Source organism: Enteractinococcus helveticum (genome assembly GCF_001657475.1).
Classification (GTDB): Bacteria; Actinomycetota; Actinomycetes; order Actinomycetales; family Micrococcaceae; genus Yaniella; species Yaniella helvetica.
On sequence record NZ_LXEY01000021.1, the window covers coordinates 24,245 to 40,489 of the forward strand.

The 16,245-nt window shown below is 56.5% G+C and carries 14 protein-coding genes and 1 tRNA gene; 4 read left to right on the forward strand and 11 right to left on the reverse strand.

The genetic code is table 11. The features are described 5' to 3' along the window. Window positions 1-7: 7 nt before the first annotated feature. The 4 genes from dop to A6F49_RS10605 all read right to left on the reverse strand — a co-directional run bounded on the left by dop (window position 8) and on the right by A6F49_RS10605 (window position 5,766). Window positions 8-1,675: a depupylase/deamidase Dop gene (gene dop, locus A6F49_RS10590; RefSeq protein ID WP_067605774.1), complete on the reverse strand. Its 1,668-nt coding sequence runs from the start codon at window positions 1,673-1,675 to the stop codon at window positions 8-10. Window positions 1,676-1,679: 4 nt separating this feature from the next. Continuing rightward, window positions 1,680-3,392 (reverse strand): proteasome ATPase, encoded by a 1,713-nt coding sequence (gene arc, locus A6F49_RS10595; RefSeq protein WP_052504924.1) that lies wholly within the window; start codon window positions 3,390-3,392, stop codon window positions 1,680-1,682. A 74-nt stretch (window positions 3,393-3,466) separates the two neighbouring features. After that, the gene (locus tag A6F49_RS10600; RefSeq protein ID WP_043058264.1) at window positions 3,467-4,546 is read right to left on the reverse strand and encodes a tRNA (adenine-N1)-methyltransferase; all 1,080 of its coding nucleotides are present in this window, start codon (window positions 4,544-4,546) and stop codon (window positions 3,467-3,469) included. A gap of 26 nt (window positions 4,547-4,572) precedes the next feature. Further along, window positions 4,573-5,766 carry a site-2 protease family protein gene (locus tag A6F49_RS10605; protein WP_161485806.1) on the reverse strand — a complete coding sequence of 398 codons (1,194 nt, stop codon included), beginning with the start codon at window positions 5,764-5,766 and terminating at the stop codon, window positions 4,573-4,575. Between the two features lie 212 nt (window positions 5,767-5,978). Here A6F49_RS10605 and A6F49_RS10610 point away from each other — a divergent pair, with 212 nt between their 5' ends. Beyond that, the gene (locus A6F49_RS10610) at window positions 5,979-6,926 is read left to right on the forward strand and encodes a PAC2 family protein (protein WP_082911738.1); all 948 of its coding nucleotides are present in this window, start codon (window positions 5,979-5,981) and stop codon (window positions 6,924-6,926) included. A gap of 14 nt (window positions 6,927-6,940) precedes the next feature. On the opposite strand, the gene mshC is transcribed toward A6F49_RS10610, so the two are convergent. The 3 genes from mshC to A6F49_RS10625 are packed head-to-tail and all read right to left on the reverse strand — an operon-like array spanning window position 6,941 to window position 9,472. Further along, entirely contained in the window at window positions 6,941-8,215 is a 1,275-nt protein-coding gene (mshC, locus tag A6F49_RS10615; protein ID WP_043058265.1) for a cysteine--1-D-myo-inosityl 2-amino-2-deoxy-alpha-D-glucopyranoside ligase, read from the reverse strand. 58 nt (window positions 8,216-8,273) lie between these two features. Further along, window positions 8,274-9,107 carry an undecaprenyl-diphosphate phosphatase gene (locus A6F49_RS10620; RefSeq protein WP_043058266.1) on the reverse strand — a complete coding sequence of 278 codons (834 nt, stop codon included), beginning with the start codon at window positions 9,105-9,107 and terminating at the stop codon, window positions 8,274-8,276. A gap of 59 nt (window positions 9,108-9,166) precedes the next feature. After that, the gene (locus A6F49_RS10625; protein ID WP_043058267.1) at window positions 9,167-9,472 is read right to left on the reverse strand and encodes a hypothetical protein; all 306 of its coding nucleotides are present in this window, start codon (window positions 9,470-9,472) and stop codon (window positions 9,167-9,169) included. 169 nt (window positions 9,473-9,641) lie between these two features. On the opposite strand from A6F49_RS10625, the gene A6F49_RS10630 reads away from it, so the two are divergent. Continuing rightward, on the forward strand, window positions 9,642-9,881 hold the full coding sequence (locus A6F49_RS10630; RefSeq protein ID WP_043058268.1) for a DUF5703 family protein: 240 nt from the start codon (window positions 9,642-9,644) through the stop codon (window positions 9,879-9,881). On the opposite strand, the gene A6F49_RS10635 is transcribed toward A6F49_RS10630, so the two are convergent. Both A6F49_RS10635 and A6F49_RS10640 read right to left on the reverse strand, forming a co-directional pair. Further along, complete coding sequence (locus A6F49_RS10635; RefSeq protein WP_043058269.1) at window positions 9,878-11,053, reverse strand: acyl-CoA dehydrogenase family protein; 1,176 nt, start codon at window positions 11,051-11,053, stop codon at window positions 9,878-9,880. The two genes, A6F49_RS10630 and A6F49_RS10635, sit on opposite strands and share 4 nt — an antisense overlap. 9 nt (window positions 11,054-11,062) lie before the next feature. Next, window positions 11,063-12,406, reverse strand: coding sequence for a M20/M25/M40 family metallo-hydrolase (locus A6F49_RS10640; RefSeq protein ID WP_043058270.1), 1,344 nt, complete (start codon window positions 12,404-12,406; stop codon window positions 11,063-11,065). 108 nt (window positions 12,407-12,514) lie between these two features. Between A6F49_RS10640 and A6F49_RS10645 the strand changes: the two genes are divergently transcribed. Together A6F49_RS10645 and A6F49_RS10650 are read left to right on the forward strand one after the other, a co-directional pair. Continuing rightward, window positions 12,515-12,600, forward strand: a tRNA-Leu gene (locus A6F49_RS10645). 95 nt (window positions 12,601-12,695) lie between these two features. Further along, window positions 12,696-13,898, forward strand: a complete 1,203-nt coding sequence (locus A6F49_RS10650) for a glycosyltransferase (protein WP_082911739.1) — start codon at window positions 12,696-12,698, stop codon at window positions 13,896-13,898. A gap of 64 nt (window positions 13,899-13,962) precedes the next feature. Here the strand turns inward: A6F49_RS10650 and A6F49_RS10655 are convergent, their stop codons facing one another. Together A6F49_RS10655 and A6F49_RS10660 are read right to left on the reverse strand one after the other, a co-directional pair. After that, complete coding sequence (locus tag A6F49_RS10655) at window positions 13,963-14,880, reverse strand: MaoC/PaaZ C-terminal domain-containing protein (protein ID WP_052504926.1); 918 nt, start codon at window positions 14,878-14,880, stop codon at window positions 13,963-13,965. Then, on the reverse strand, window positions 14,880-16,244 hold the full coding sequence (locus tag A6F49_RS10660; RefSeq protein WP_043058271.1) for a 3-oxoacyl-ACP reductase: 1,365 nt from the start codon (window positions 16,242-16,244) through the stop codon (window positions 14,880-14,882). The genes A6F49_RS10655 and A6F49_RS10660 overlap by 1 nt, the downstream gene beginning before the upstream one ends. Between the last annotated feature and the right edge of the window lies 1 nt (window position 16,245).

The following is a 16,245-nucleotide window of genomic DNA, read 5'->3' on the forward strand; positions in this document are numbered from 1 at the left end:
TTCCGGACTAGTGGCGCCCGGTTACTCTATATGGTTTTAACAGCTCTAATAGTGCGGCTATTTCGTTGCGGCTGTCCGTTGTGTCGTCCAGGGTCAGTTGCGGTTGATCAGGGGCCAGGAGTTGGTTGTCATCATGTCGGGTACCGGCCAGCGGCTCCAGCAGATGGTAGCGGTGTATCGGTCCCGAACGAAATGGTTTCACTAGTACAGACTCCCAGGATACTCCGGCCAGGTGGGCCCCAAAACGATCGATGAGTCGACCGCGTGTCCAGGCCCGAGTGGTGGGCGGCGGCAGGCGCATGGCATGGGTGATCTGGTCTTGGCTGACCAGTGTGCGCATGGCACCACGGGCCACAAGCGTGTAGTAGAGCCCCTTGTCTTGGCGCAGATCGGCCCACTGCAGATCCAGCATGGCCAGTTTTGCGTTGTCCCACTCCAGTCCGTGGCGTTGACGCATGCCGTTGAGCAATTGATACTTGGCCACCCAGTCCAATCGGTCGGCCAATTGTGCAGGGTCGTGTTCCAGCAGGTCTAATACCTCAGCCCAGGCGTTTACCACGTCGCGTGATTGGGCATCGTTGATGTCGTAGCGATCGAGGTAAGCTTGGGCTGCTTGTTGGTAGATGCGTTGAATCTCGATGGCGGTCATCCAGCCGCGGCCATTGACCAGGACTTGGGTTTTGAGCGACGGGTCGTGTGAAATGTCTTGCAGCGCCTGGACCGGTTCGGCCAGCTCGATCATGGGTAATTCACCCAGCTCGATCATTGATAACACCAAAGATGTCATCCCCACGCGTAACCAGGTGGAGTACTGCGAAAGATTAGCATCTCCGATGATCACGTGCAGGCGCCGGTAGGTATCGGGTTGGGCATGCGGTTCGTCACGGGTGTTGACGATGGGCCGCCGAATGGTGGTTTCTAATCCGACTTGTTCTTCGAAAAAATCGGCGCGCTGTGAGATCTGGAATCCGGCACGCTGGTTGAGGTTCCCGATGCCAACCCGGCCGGCCCCGGTAATGATCTGTCGGGTGGTGAAGAACCCTAAAAGGTGTTTGGCAAGTTCATCAAAATCTAGACCCCGAGCTACCAGGTAGTTCTCATGCGCCCCATAGGACACGGATTTTGAGTCGGTGTTGTTCTTATATAGCAGGATTTGGGCTGCCCCGTCTTGGCTGGCGATATGGTCGGCGGCCTGTTGGGCGATCCTGTCGCCCGCCTGATCCCAAATGACGGCGTCTATTGGGTTGGTCGTTTCCGGCGAGGAATATTCTGGGTGGGCATGGTCAACATAAAACCGGGCGCCATTGGGCAGGATGAGGTTGACCAGCATGTGCACTTCGTGGCCATCTGCGGTCACCAGGGCTTGGTCAGTCAACTGGGTCGGATGGGCAATCGAACGCGGCATCTGCCAGCCGCGCGCATCCGCAAGTGGGGATTCTTCGTTGTAGTCCCACTCGGTGGAGGCCACATTGATGCCATCCTGAGCCAGTTTATGGCCGTAGGCATTGATCAGCTCCAGCGACATGACTGAATGGGATGCTTCGGGGTGGGCTGGGGCATGGATCCCGAACTCGGTTTCTAACCCGACTACCCGGTGGACGCCGTAGCCCACGGTGGGACGGTCGGCAGGGAATTTGGCGGCAAGAGCTTCAGGAATCAACGACACCTGTGTCATCGAATTATCCCTGCCCATTCTGCAGCACTCGCAGGGAAACGGCTTGGGCGCCGCGATGCCCTGCCAGCCGCAACCACTGTTGTGGAGCCGAGGTATCTGGCAAGTCGAGTTGTTGGGCCTTTTCTTCTCGAAGTGCCTGCACAAGGTGTGCGGTCCGCAGCCCTTTCGAGGCGTGGTGATCGGTCTTTGCCGCACTGAGATAGTCCTTGATGGCCAGACGTTTGGCACGGTCCACAATGTTGGCGATGGTGGCTCCGGAAACGAAATCAGCAAAGTATAAGATTTCGGTGGAACCATCCAAATAGGTCACCTCAACAAATTCATTGACCGCATTACGAGCGTAGAGCGCCTCCACGGACTCTTCGATCATGTGAGCGATAGCCAAGGAAACCTGTCCGTGAGCCAGGATTTCTTCGGGATGAATCGGCACATCGGTGCGCAGGTAAATCCGGAAGATTTCTCGGGCGCCCTTGGCATCGGGGCGATCCACACGGATTTTTACATCGAGTCGACCGGGACGCAAAATGGCCGGATCGATCATGTCTTCGCGGTTGGAGGCGCCGATCACGATGACATTTTGTAAGGACTCCACGCCGTCAATCTCTGCAAGCAGCTGCGGTACGATGGTGGTTTCCACATCCGAGGATGTGCCGGACCCGCGAGTGCGGAATAAGGATTCCATCTCATCGAAGAAGATCACTACCGGATACCCATCGGAGGCCTTTTCGCGAGCACGTGAAAAGATCGTGCGAATATGTCGCTCGGTCTCGCCCACATATTTATTGAGTAGCTCAGGGCCTTTAATATTCAAGAAATACGAGTGGTCTACGCCGTCGACGCGTTCTGCCAGAGACTGGGCAACAGCCTTGGCGATGAGGGTTTTACCGGTGCCGGGTGGCCCGTAGAGCAAGATGCCCTTGGGTGGCTGCAGGTGGTGTTCCTGATAGAGCTCTGGATACTGAAATGGCAGCTCAACTGAATCGCGAATCTGTTCGATTTGCTCGCCCAGCCCACCGATATCGTCGAAGGTGGCATCCGGAACTTCTTCCAGCATCACATCCTGGACATCTGAAATATCCAGGACCTGGGTGGCGTAACCGGAACGATAATCGACCAGCACGGCATCGCCGATGCGGATCCGCTGGTCTTTGAGTTCGCCGGCGCGTCTGACCACGTATTCATCATCACTGCGCCCCACGATCACCAATCGGTGGTCATCCAACAGTTCTTTGACGCGACCTGTTTCCCCGGTCGGATTGGTGCCCAAAACCGCCACGATGGACAGCGCCTCATCTAAGAGCACGTCACTGCCGGCAGTAACGGAAGTGGCATTAAGTAACGGGGAGATATGGGTGCGCATTTTGCGACCCGAGTACAAAATGTCAGCGCTTGGTCGAGCAACTGCTGGCAATTCGACCTCTGGGTCGTGCTCTCGGCCCTCGTGGACCTCAAAGACCGTGCCAAAACTAAACGGCGGCTGGGCATTATCGGCAATGGAATCTTTCAGCGTGGTGATTTCTTCACGGGTGAGATTCAGAATATCGACCATGCGCCGATTATTGCGGGCGGCGGCGTCAAGATCGGCGCGCAGTTGTCGATTATTTTCCACCAGGGTGGCCAGCCGACGTCGTGTCGAATCATACTTATGCCGCAGGTCACCATGAACTTTTGCAGAGACTGGTTCCTGTGGAGTTTCAATCGGCGTGTTGTCGGCCAAGCTAACACTACCTCCAATAAATTGCGGTCCTGTGTCCTAATAGTGTACGTGGGTTTACCACTGTGGGGGTGACTTTATGCCTGCTGCTCATCGTCTGTGGGCGAATTTTCCTGCTCAACCACTGATTCCAGCGACTCCACTGCCCTCTGGGCTTGTGCTTTCGACTGCCGCACAGCTTTCTTGGCGCGTTTCGTCGTGGGTTCGCGTTGACCATGTTTTTCCGGGTGCCACTGGGAGTCGTCGTCGGGGGTCCAGATATCCATGTCTTCTTGTTTGAAAGTCTTGATCCGACGACGCAGTTCCAAACCTTCCTGACCGAGGGCCAGGCGGCGCGCCATAATCAGAAACCCGGTGTGTCCCACCATGCGGTGTTGTGGTCGAACCGCCAGGCCATCCAGGTGCCAGCCGCGCACCATGGTCTCGGAAGCTTCAGCGGCGGTGAATCGACCGTCGTCACGGATTGCTTCGTGAAGACGTGACAATTGGGTGGCGGTGGCCACGTAGTTGAGCCACACTCCCCCGGGCGCCAATAAGGTTGCGACCGTATCGATGGTTTCCCAGGGCGCCAGCATGTCAAGGACCACCCGATCAATGCTGCCCGGCTCGTGTTCTTGTACCGCTTCGTCTTGCACGTCGCCCAGGGTGATGCTGAATGCCGGATGCCTCTGACCGAAAAATGTGGTCACATTTGCTTCGGCGATCTCGGCGAAATCGGCGCGGCGCTCATAGGAAAAGACCTTGCCATAGTCCCCCACCGCCCGGAGTAACGCGATCGACAAGCCACCTGATCCGACGCCGGCTTCCAGCACGCGGGCGCCCGGAAAGATATCGGCCATATGAATAATTTGGCCGGTGTCTTTGGGGTAGATGACTGTTGCCCCACGCGGCATCGACAGCACGTAATCCGATAGCAGCGGGCGCAGTACCTGGTATTCAAACCCGTGGGTATTTTCCACGACGACGCCTTCGGGACCGCCGATGATGTCGTCATGACGCAGCACCCCGTGCTGGGTGTGAAATTCTTCTCCCGCGAGCAACGTGATCGTGTTGGGTTTGCCGCGCTCGTCGGTCAGTTGTACGCGCTCACCGGCGCGCAGTGGTCCGCGGCGTGTGCTTGCACCGACCGGGATATGGTTGTCACCCATAGGGGTCATTCAACAGTCCTTTCAAAAAAACTGAGTTAGGCATAGAGCCGTCCGGCCAGCGTATCTGGATTAATGATGCCGATGATCCGGTGCGGTGTGGCTGTGGTGTCGACGACGGCGATCAGATCGTTGGGGTGGGCCATGATCGTGGTGAAGAGGTCTGGCACCGTATCGGTTGCTTGGATTTGGGCTTGGGGATTGACTGCGCGCGAGACCGTGCTCACCGGTAGGTGCCATGCAGACCGTGGAACTGTCCCCAGCGCAGCATAGTCGATGACTCCCACCAGTACCTCACCACCGCTGGCTTGGTCGACGTCGAGTACCGCAACGGGAAGCTGTTGATATTCAAAGCCCGGCCGGGTTCCGGTCAGCAAGGGCACCAGCTTGGAGATACTTGTATCGGCCAGTATGGTTTGCACCGGGGTCATCAGATCGGTGATGCGCATCTGCTCAGCCAATAACTGCATTCGGGCCGCTCGGATGGTCGCGGAAGCGGCTTGCCAGAGCATCGTGGCGATCATAATGACGATGAGTATCCCAAATATCGAGACGTCGCCGGTTTGGGCCAGGGGCACCACGATGCCGGTTTGGGCCAGGGGCACCACGATGCCACCGACAACCAACAGACCGACAATGATTCGCCCGGACCAGCCGGCTGCGCGCATCCCTCGCGCGCGAGAACCAGTGGCAGCCCACACGGCAGATTCGACTACTCGCCCACCGTCCAACGGCAGGCCTGGCAACAGGTTGAAGACGCCAATGAGCAGATTTGTCCACACCGTCACACCGAGCAACACCTGGGTGGTGCCCGAAGTATCCACCAGGATCTGCAGCAACGCCCAAGCGGCGCCAGCGATCAACAGGTTTGAGATTGGACCAACAATAGCCACAAATAACGAGCGAAGTGGGGTTTGAGCTTTGCCCTGTCCGGAGTGTTCATAGACGGTGGCGCCACCCCAGAAATTTAGGGTGATCTCATTGACCTGCCACCGAAATGATAGCGCCGCAAGCGCGTGGGCAAGTTCGTGCACTAACACCGTGGCGAACATGATGAGCGCAAAGAATGCGGAAACCGCCCAGGTCCATCCGTCACTGGCCTCCGGCAGCGCGCGGGCAAAGGTTGGCCGAAACAGCACCACGATGAGCGCGGCGAAAAACCACCAGGTCCAGCTGACATAAATTGGCACACCGGCGACCGAGGCGATCTTGAGGCCTTTTTTAGAAAGCATGCCCGGCATTCCGTTCTTGCAGTCGTTGACAACAGTGTTTGTTAAACTCTGCCACACTTTGGCAGCAACGCAGTCCAAGTCGCTACAGTGAAAACGCTTTGCGCCGAAGGCGTGAAACCAAAGCGTTGTCACGCCTGGACAGCGGTATCACCGGGTAGTTCTGTTAGCTAAGCTGGTAACAACAGTTTTCGTGAATACATCGAATGGATTTTATGTCTGAATTTTCTGGTATCGACCAGAGCTTTTTGGGCTGGTTGACACAGCACACTCCTGCTTTGGCCGGGCGTACAGCTCGTCCTGCACGCATTATGATCGCCGCTTTTGAGGGCTGGTCTGATGCCGGGGATGCCGCGACCGATACGGTCGAAGATCTGGCACGGCAAACGAATGCTGATCTGTTGACCGAGCTGAATCAGGATGAATACTACGACTATCAGGTCACTCGACCGGTCGTAACCCGCAATCCGGACGGTACCGGCCAAATTGACTGGCCACGGACACGGGTCTTTCATGCCTTAGCTGGATTGACCCACCCTGACCAACCAGAGCTGTACTTTGTGCTGGGAACTGAGCCCAGCTTGCGCTGGCGGTACTTCGTCAAAGAGATTTTAGACGCCGCGGAGCAGTGGGATATTGACGCTGTGATTGTCACCGGTGCACTGTTGGCAGATGTGCCGCACTCCAGGCCACTGACCCCAAGTAAATCCAGCGCATCGACGTCATTACGCGATACCCTCAACGGGTTTATCAAACCCACCTATGAAGGGCCCACCGGGATCACCGGCGTTCTGACAGATGAGGCCGCAAATCGAGGCTGGCCTACGATTGCCACCTGGGTTGCCGTGCCTCACTATGTTGCGCAGTCACCCTCGCCCAAGGCCCAATTGGCTTTGACGAAAGAACTTGAAGAACTGCTAGGACTACGCCTGGATCTGAAGTCACTGGCCGATGAGGCGGCAGCCTGGGAACGCGGAGTGGACGAGCTTGCAGCAGAGGATCCGGATGTGGCCGCTTATATCCAGCAGCTGGAAGAAGCGCGCGACACCGAACAACTCCCGGAAGCCTCCGGTGAGCAAATCGCCAAGGAATTCGAACGCTACCTAAAACGCCGTGATGAAGACGGCGGCGGTCCCGCCACTCACGGTGGCGGAACACGCTAGCCGATACGTGGAGGTTAGTAGAGCTTGATGCCAAGCAGGGCATCAAGTACTACTGCCACGTTGATCGATGGCAGGTCACTCGCCCGTGGGATGCCCCGGGCAACGCTGTCTTGCGCCCATTGGTCAACGGCATCCAGTGCCCGTGGGGCATCAAGATCATCGGACAGGGCCGCAAAAATATTCTGCAGTAGGGTCTGGGCGTCACCGGCCTGCTCGCAAGCCATTGCACTGCGCCACGCTTGGATGCGCTTGGTCGCTTCGCCGAGCTTCTCGTGGCTGTACGACCAATCACTGCGATAGTGATTTGATAGCAGCAGCGCACGGATCGCCATGGGTGATTCCACACGGGACACGAGATTTGAGACCAGCTCGAGGTTCCCCAGCGACTTGGACATTTTTACCCCGTCAAGACCGACCATGCCGGAGTGCACAAAGTAGTCGGCCATTGGCTTGCCGGTGACGGCGGTGGTATGGGCTGCTGAGAATTCATGGTGTGGGAAGCGCAGATCTGAGCCGCCGCCCTGCACGGTAAATGGTGCGGGCAGCGTGTGATAGGCGATGGCCGAGCATTCGACGTGCCATCCGGGACGGCCGTCGCCGAGCACGTCGTCATGCCAATGTGGTTCACCCTCGCGACGGGCCGACCAAATCAGTGGATCCAACGGATTGCGCTTCCCGGGACGCTGTGGATCGCCACCTCGTTCGGGGAAGAATTCGGTCATTTCTTCCTGGCTGTGCGCACCCACGGAGCCCAAACGCCACTCGGTGTGTTGCTCGGCGGCCTCAATGGAGAAGTAAATATCGCCGTCGGGGTTTTGATCATTTCCTGGCACGGTGTAGGCCACACCGGCGTCGACCATTTCGCGGACCATGGTGCGAACCCAGTCCACGGTTTCCGAAACGCTCAGATAGTGTGCTGGGGCCAGCACGTTGAGGTGCTGCATATCGGAACGGAAGAGATTTGTTTGGTCTTCAGCCAGTTCCTGATAATCAATACCCATTTCGTTTGCGCGTTCAAACAGCGGGTCATCCACATCGGTGACATTTTGGGTGTAGGTGACTCGGTATCCGGCAGCCAGCCAGTAGCGATACAACAGGTCAAAGGTGACATACGTGTTGGCGTGCCCCAAGTGGGTTGCGTCATAGGGGGTAATGCCGCACACATACATTGTGGCGTGGTCATCTGCGACCGCGACCCGTTGTTTCTGCTGGGTGACGGTATTAAAAAGGTGCAGATTATCTTGCTGAGCCGGCAGGGCAACCGGGAACGGCGTGATCCAAGATTTCATGAAAACTCTCAAGTTCCTTACGAATGACTGATCCGATGAGGCTAATAATAGTTGGGGGTCAGGCGCTAATGACTCCTAGCCCCAGCAGAATGTAGAGGGCTGCACCCAACAGGATGCGGTACCACACAAAGATTTTGAATGAGTTATTGGAGATAAATCGCATCAGCCAAGCAATGACGGCGTAGCCCACCAGGAATGCCACGAGCGTGGCGACCATGGTTTCTCCCATGCCGTAGGGCGCGGCTGGATCAGGACTGGCGATGGATCGACCAAGTTTATAAAACCCGGAGGCAAAAACTGCGGGAACTGCTAACAGGAATGCGTAGCGGGCCGCGGCTTCACGAGTGTATCCCAGGGCGAGCCCCATGGTGATGGTACCGCCGGATCGAGAGACGCCCGGGATGAGCGCTAGCGCTTGTGCGAAACCGTAGAGGATACCGTCGCGCCAAGAGAGCTTGGTCAGCGGTTTGATTTGCTTACCCCAGGTGTCGGCCATGGCCAGGAAGACACCAAATACGATCAGCATGGTGGCAACCAGCCACAGCGATCGGAAGGTCGTGTCGATGCGTTCTTCAAATAGCAGCCCGAGAACACCGATGGGGATGGAACCGACGATGATCAGCCAACCCATCCGAACGGCTGGATCCGAGTGTGGAACTTTGCCGACGAGGGCCTTGAACCACTGGGAGATGATATGCGTGATATCTCGCCAGAAGTACAACAGCACCGCAAGCTCGGTACCAATTTGGGTAATGGCAGTAAATGCCGCCCCGGGATCCGCCGCACCGGGCAAAAATTCGCCGACGACACGTAGGTGCGCCGATGAAGAAATCGGCAGAAATTCCGTTAGGCCTTGGACCAGGCCAAGGATGATTGCTTCAATCCAGTTCACCTGGTCAACCCTACGACACTCGGCACCGAAATTTTCGACGCTACGCCGTTTGGTGACCTCTAGTCGTCGGTTTCGTCCACGCCATCGATCTCGATTTCATCGAAATCATCGTCGTCATCATCGAAGGATCCGAAGTCGTCGTCATCGTCATCATCTTCGTCGTCATCTTCGAAGATATCTAGCGGTGTGACTTCGCCGGTTACCTCGTAGAGGGCATCTTCGTAGGTTTCAAAGACATCGGCCAGCGCATAGTACGCGTGCTCTAGTGCAGGGTCATCATCGCCACGTTTATTCGTGGCTGCGGCGAGATGTTCTTGGAGTGCTGAAATTAGGGCCTCAAGCGAAACGCGTGGATCGGTGCTCATGGACTCTAGGCTAGCCTGGTTTGATCCAGCTGACTACACTTTGCACATTTGTGTGCTTGGCCGCGTGCGAAACAGCCACCGTGATACATTCCGATTTTTGGGCAAGCTGACTACAGTAGTTGTAATTCTTTGCACAGCCGGTCAGGAGACCACCTAGGAGGACCACCGAGTGCGTGACACACCGATTATCAGCAGTGTTGATTCTCTAACGCGCAGACATTCTTGGGAGCATCTGGTGATTACGGTTGCGCCCAGTGAATCGTTGGCTCAAGCACGACAACGGCTGGTCGAACACGCCGAGTATGGTCACTGGGAGTTGCAGCGCACCCTGTTGTATCGGGGTGGGACTCGACGTTTCTGGTTGCGTCGCAAGGCTATCAAAGTCGAGTCCACCCTGATTACGATTTAGTCCTCAAGCGGTCCAAGACCAAAGGTTGCAAAGGTCGAGTGCGCTGATTCATCATCTGATGGGTGGTAGACGCCTGCCATGACATCACGATAAAGCCGGGCAATTTCCTCGGTGCGGTGGAAGCCCGCGCCACCGGAAGCTTCAAAAGCGTAATCTACTTGGGCTTTGGCTACCCGAACCGCTGCAATTTTGTTGGCGACAAGCCGGGTGAACCATTCGTCGCCATAGTCGGTCGGCTGGGTGATGGCTTCGGCCAGGCCGGTGAGCTGTTGATCTTGGGTGATTTGGCGCAAGATTGCTTCGCCGTGCTTATATCGCAGGATAGGGTCCTGCGATAACGTGGTACCTTGCACTTTGGAACGACGCGTGTGGAGTTTCTCAGCTGCTATTTCGACGCCCCGATCTCCAATACCCGCATAGACTGCCGCGATAAATGTGAGAAACGCTGCAAAAATTGCGAAGGTGAGTAGATCTTGATTCGGCCCGGTGGGTATTCTGCGAATGACCCGATCAGCCGGTACGACGGCGCCGTTGAGCTTCGTCACAAACGAATGTGTGGCACGCATTCCCAACATATCCCAGCGAGAACCATCGGACTCGGTATTGCCCGCGTCTCGATCTAAGATTGCGTAAATCAGTTCATTGCCGTCTGGGCTCTTGCCAAACACCCCTAGTCGGGTCCATGCCGGCGATAGGGTCGTGAAAATTTTGGTTCCGGTGAACTTGACCGACCCGTCGGGCTGGTCTTCGGCGATAGTCCCCGAGTCGAATAGCACAGCGTCGTTGCCAGCTTCAGAAATACCGAAGGCATAGATCTCACCGGCAGCTGCATCCTTCAGGATGAAGTCCAAGTCGTGATTGCCGTGGGCGCGGAATATTGACGCGACACCCGACCAGATGAGATGCATATTGACGGCCAATGCGGTGGCAGGAGCATATGCGGCAAGCTTCTTTTGTGCATCGACCACCGTGGCGAAGTTCCACCCCAGTCCCCCGTCCTGGGTGGGTGTCAGGGCAGCAAGGTAACCGGCGTCTTTGAGGACTTCTAAGTCTTTGGTAGGAAACTCATTGCGTTCATCGAAACCGGCTGCTCGTTGCCGGATACCGTTGAGTAGTTCCTCGGTGAGTACCTCATCGATTTGGTCTTGGTATTTTGAATATGGCAAGGCCATGGTGTCCTTTCACACGCTGTAGGTTTGTGGTTGCAAGATCCGAAGCAGTGCGCGAACTCCGAAATCTAATGAGTCGATTGGCATGCGCTCATCAATGCCGTGGAAGAGTTCCGGGAATGCCAGATCCTCTGGTAGTTGCAAGGGGATAAACCCGTAGCCGGCAATTCCCAGGCGTGATAGGGCGTTATTATCAGTGCCGCCTGACATCATGAACGGTAGGACCACCGCATCCGGATCTTCCTGAGCAATAGCGGCGATCATGGCATCAACAAGCGGCCCGGAATACGGAGCCTCGATAGCCTGGCGTGCATGTTCATATTCGACCTGCACTGCTTCACCGGCGAGCTCACGAATTGTAGCGATCAGCTCATCATCTTGACCTGGCAGTGGTCGAGCATCAACGGTGGCTTCGGCTTTTCCGGGGATGACATTGTGTTTATATCCGGAAGTCAGGCCGGTGGGATTCGATGAGTTACTCAAAGTCGATCCGACAAACGCAATCGCCGAACCAATGGCCTGCAGCTGCGGGTCGGGGTTGGCCTCATCGAAGGTCACGCCCATCAGCCGCGATACATCTTCCATGAGCTGCCGGGTCGTATCGGTATAGTGCAGCGGCCATGTGTGATGACCGATCGCCGCGATCGCATCGGCCATCTTCGTGACCGCATTATCCGCGTGCCGGGCAGAACCGTGCCCAGGAGCACCGATGGCTGTGAGATTCAGCCACGCGATGCCTTTTTCAGCGGTCTGGAGGAAATAGGCGCGCTTGCCGGCCACAGTTGCGCTGAAACCACCCACTTCTGAGATCGCTTCGGTTGCGCCTTCAAAAAGTTCAGGACGGTGAGTTACCAGCCAATCCGAGCCGTAGACTCCCCCGGCTTCTTCATCTCCGAAAAATGCCAGAATAATGTCGCGCTGCGGCCGTTGGCCAGTGGCATGAAGATGCTCAAGAGCGGTGAGCATGATGGCGTCCATCCCCTTCATATCTGCTGCGCCGCGGCCATAGATGACGTCATCGATCACCTCGGCAGAAAACGGATCCACAGACCATTCGCTGGCATCAGCAGGCACCACATCAATATGTCCGTGCAAGATCAAAGCGGGAGCCTCAGGATCCCAGCCACGCATCCGGCCAACCACGGACGCACGGCCGGGTTCGGACTCGACAATTTCGGGATGCATCCCCATGGCTTCCATCAAGGCCGCGCAATATGCTGCCGCCTCCGGTTCGCCCCGTGAATTATTTCCACCGAAATTTGTGGTGTCGATTTGAATGAGATCTCGAGTGATTTTACTGACTCGATCGCGGAAAAAACCAGGCGAAATAGAACCAGTGTCAGAAAGTTGAACCATACTGTCACCTTAGCGAACCCGATAAGGCACGACCATGGTGCACACCCGGTAAAAAGTGTGTTATGCTTATCGCTGTTGCCTTCTCCTTCACCGGAGAATTCACCACCAGCGCGGGTGGCGGAATTGGTAGACGCGCAGCGTTGAGGTCGCTGTGAGCTTTATCGCTCGTGGGGGTTCAAGTCCCCCTCCGCGCACGTTTTGTACAAGGATCGGGACTTAAGCTTTTGCTGGTCCCGATCCTTTCGTTTAACCACTACTATCGTCTCTTGTGGGAGTAGCTGAGCGCATCGTGGACGAATCCCTAACCATCGTCATGATCTCCATGCACACCTCCCCCTTGGCACAACCCGGGCGAGGCGACGCTGGTGGTTTGAATGTGTATGTACGCAACCTTACTGACGCGCTGATCCGTGCTGGTCACCAAGTGTTGTGCTTTACTCGAAAAACCGCAGCCGCAGACACAACGGTGGTCTTGGATGAAGACACTCAATCCAAAGTGATACCGATTGCCGCGGGGCGACTGTCGTTACCCAAAGAAGCACTGGTTGAACTGACCACACAATTCGGTGAGACGATGTTACCGGTGATTCGCGAACACGCCCTGCATCGGGTGGTGGTACATTCTCACTACTGGCTCTCGGGACTTGTAGCCCTGCAGATGGCTGAAAGTCTCAGATGCCCGGTGGTCCACACCATGCATACCCTGGGTGCAGCCAAAAATGCGTCGGCTCCCGGTACAGAGCCTTCGTACCGCTTGGAACGAGAAGCCTTCATCAGTGCCAAAGTCAGTGCTCTGATTGCCAATACGTCGGTAGAAAAGCAAGAACTCATCAAGCACACCGGTGTGGAAGCTCATAAGATCGCCGTCGTACATCCCGGCGTCGACCACAACATCTTTGATCCTAAAGGTCCTAGTCATTGGCCAGGCCAGGACATTTCCGAGGCACCACGCATCCTTTTTGCTGGTCGATTGCAGCAGTTTAAAGGTCCACACGTCCTGATCGATGCTCTAGCCGATTTGCATAAACGCGGTTTTAAGCCGTTACCGGTGGTACATTTCACCGGTGCAGCCTCTGGAAGCGCCACCTATGATGTGCGTTCTCGCTCCCACCTGCTTGGGGTCGCCAAACAGTGTTCGTTTTCTGAACCGGTAACCCCCGGCACACTGGCCAGTATTATGCGTGCAGCCGACGTCGTTGCTATGCCATCGGTGGCGGAGACATTCGGTTTGGTTGCTTTGGAAGCTCAAGCCTGTGGTATCCCGGTTATCGCCCACCGTGCCGGCGGGCTTACCACGGCGGTGGTGGACGGTGTCACCGGTCAGCTCATTGATTCTCTTGAACCACGCGCCTGGGCTGATGCGCTGGCCTCAGTGGTCGAAGAACCAGCCAAATGGCAGCAGTTTGGTACCGCAGGGATTGAACGTGCTGCGAGCCTGTCGTGGTCTGCAATGGCCGAACGTATGGCAGATATCTATTTGCGGGCACTGTGATGCCATTAACTGTCTCGACCGGCCTCCACGACAGTGTGGCGACCGGTCGATGACAGGGTCCAGCTTAGAACTGGCGAATCTCGGCTAGGAAGTGCAGCTTTTCGTGTTTAGCATTCCAGCCGGTGGTGAGCAGTCGATCACCTTCTTGGCGATAGTTGACTGCGACTTTTGAAGGCAGACGCATAGGAGAAGCAAACTCGATGGCCCAGGTGTAGGGCGCTAACGTCTCGCGGCCCGCCAGCATCTTGCCTGCTGCATACATGCCGTGGGCAATCGCACTGGGCATACCCAGAGCTTTAGCAGTCAGGTTCGATAGGTGGATCGGATTCCGATCGCCTGAAATCGCACCATACCGTCGCCCAATATCTCGGGGCAGCTCCCACTGGGCGGTCATCACCGGTGCTTGGAAAGGCTCACGCACTGGTCGTTCGGGTTTTTCGGCTCCAGGCATGACCACCGACTTCGATAAATAGATAGCCATGGACTGCCAGAGTAATTTATCGGTGGTCGCATCAAGCACCTGGACCCAAATCTCCACGGTCGTGCCAGCATGGTGTGGTCGCATATTCTGTGCCCAGGTTGAGATGCGCACCGGTTGATCGATTGGAACATCCGACATATGCCAGACCTTGTGTTGCAGGTGCACCATGCCCAGTAACGGCAACGGGAAGCGTTGTTCTGCCATCATCGCGGTCGATAAGCCAAAAGCCGTGATGTGCACGGTCACCGAGGGAGCCGAGTTTTGTCCGACCACACCGGAGGATCCCATCAGCGCGTTATATTCATCAACGAGCCGCCGGGAAATAACATCGGTGGTTTCCCACCGGGTCCCGGGCAGACTCGATGCTACCGACTGCTTGGCACGCAGCAAACCAGTCGCCACTTTGCCATACGACGATGTCAGTGACGGAATTTCACTGAGTCGAACGGCCCGCAGGTTTTCGGGCTGCGGCGTGGAATCTACGATGTTGAGCTCAACCATTATTTCCCTACCATTGATTGTCCACAGACTCTCAGCGTTGTGCCATTAATTCCAGCTGCAGCATCAGCATGGAATAATGCGATCGCTTCGGCCACGTCGACAGGCCGACCACCTTGTTGTAGTGAGTTCATCCGTCGAGCAACTTCTCGAGTCGCAGTCGGCATCGCATCGGTCATCGCGGTTTCGATAAACCCTGGAGCCACGGCGTTAATCGAGCCACCAGTTTGAGCCAGTTGATCGGCAAATGCCTGGGTCATGCCGATAATGCCCGCCTTAGCCGCTGCGTAATTTGTCTGTCCACGGTTGCCGGCGATCCCGGATGTTGACGCCAGGGATGTAATCCGGAAATTCTCAGCAACCACGCCTTGGCCGAGCTCGGCCAAGAGCTGTTCATTGATGCGTAGCGGAGCGGTGATGTTTACCGCGATGAGCGAATCCCAACGCGCAGCATCCATATTTGCCAAGAGTTTGTCGCGAGTGATCCCGGCGTTATGGACGATGCCATCGAGTCTGCCAAAGCGCTGTCCGGCAAGGCGTATGAGTTCAGTAGCGGCATTTTCGTTTGTGATGTCTAGTTGTACTGCTATGCCACCGATTCGGTTCATCACCGTGGTGAGTGCTTCGTCTGCCGCAGGCATGTCCACGCCTATGACCGTGGCGCCATCGCGGGCCAGCGTTTCGCTGATGGCCTCGCCGATCCCCCGGGCTGCTCCGGTGACGACGATGACTTTGTCAGCCAGCGGGCGATCCCAGTCTGTCGGCAGCGAACCTGCAGTGGATGAGATGGTTATGAACTGTCCGGCCACATAGGCGGAACGACCAGATAACAAGAACCGTAAGGCCGCTTGGGCTGCCGGAGCGGCCATGGTGACCTCTTGGCTCAAGATGATGCCGTTAGTGGTGGCTCCAAAGCGCATTTCTTTGGCTAAAGAGCGTGTGAACCCTTCGATACCGTGTCGTACCGCAACGATGTTGGCGTCGGTGGCGACGGAGGGGTCTTGGGGCTCTCGGAACACGGTAATGACCCGACCGTTGGGTTCCAATCCACGAAGTGCTGTGCTGACCTGTAAGACTCGTTCGGAGAGATCCCGTGGATGCGCTGTGTCGTCGAGTGCCACAATGAGCGCGGAGAATTTTTGTTTCAAGCCAGGATCTCTGCGAACGTCATAGCTTTCAGCCCACAGTTGCTCGGCAATGGTATCGCCGGCTTCGGTGTCTCCAATGACCAGAATCGGTCCGGATGCCAAGCGGTCGCCGGGGGTATGACGACGTAACGGGACAGGTCGTGGCAGTCCGATGGTCTTTGCGACCTGTTTGCCAAAGGGCCGGTTGACGAACCGGGTATAGCTATCAGTTGGTGACATG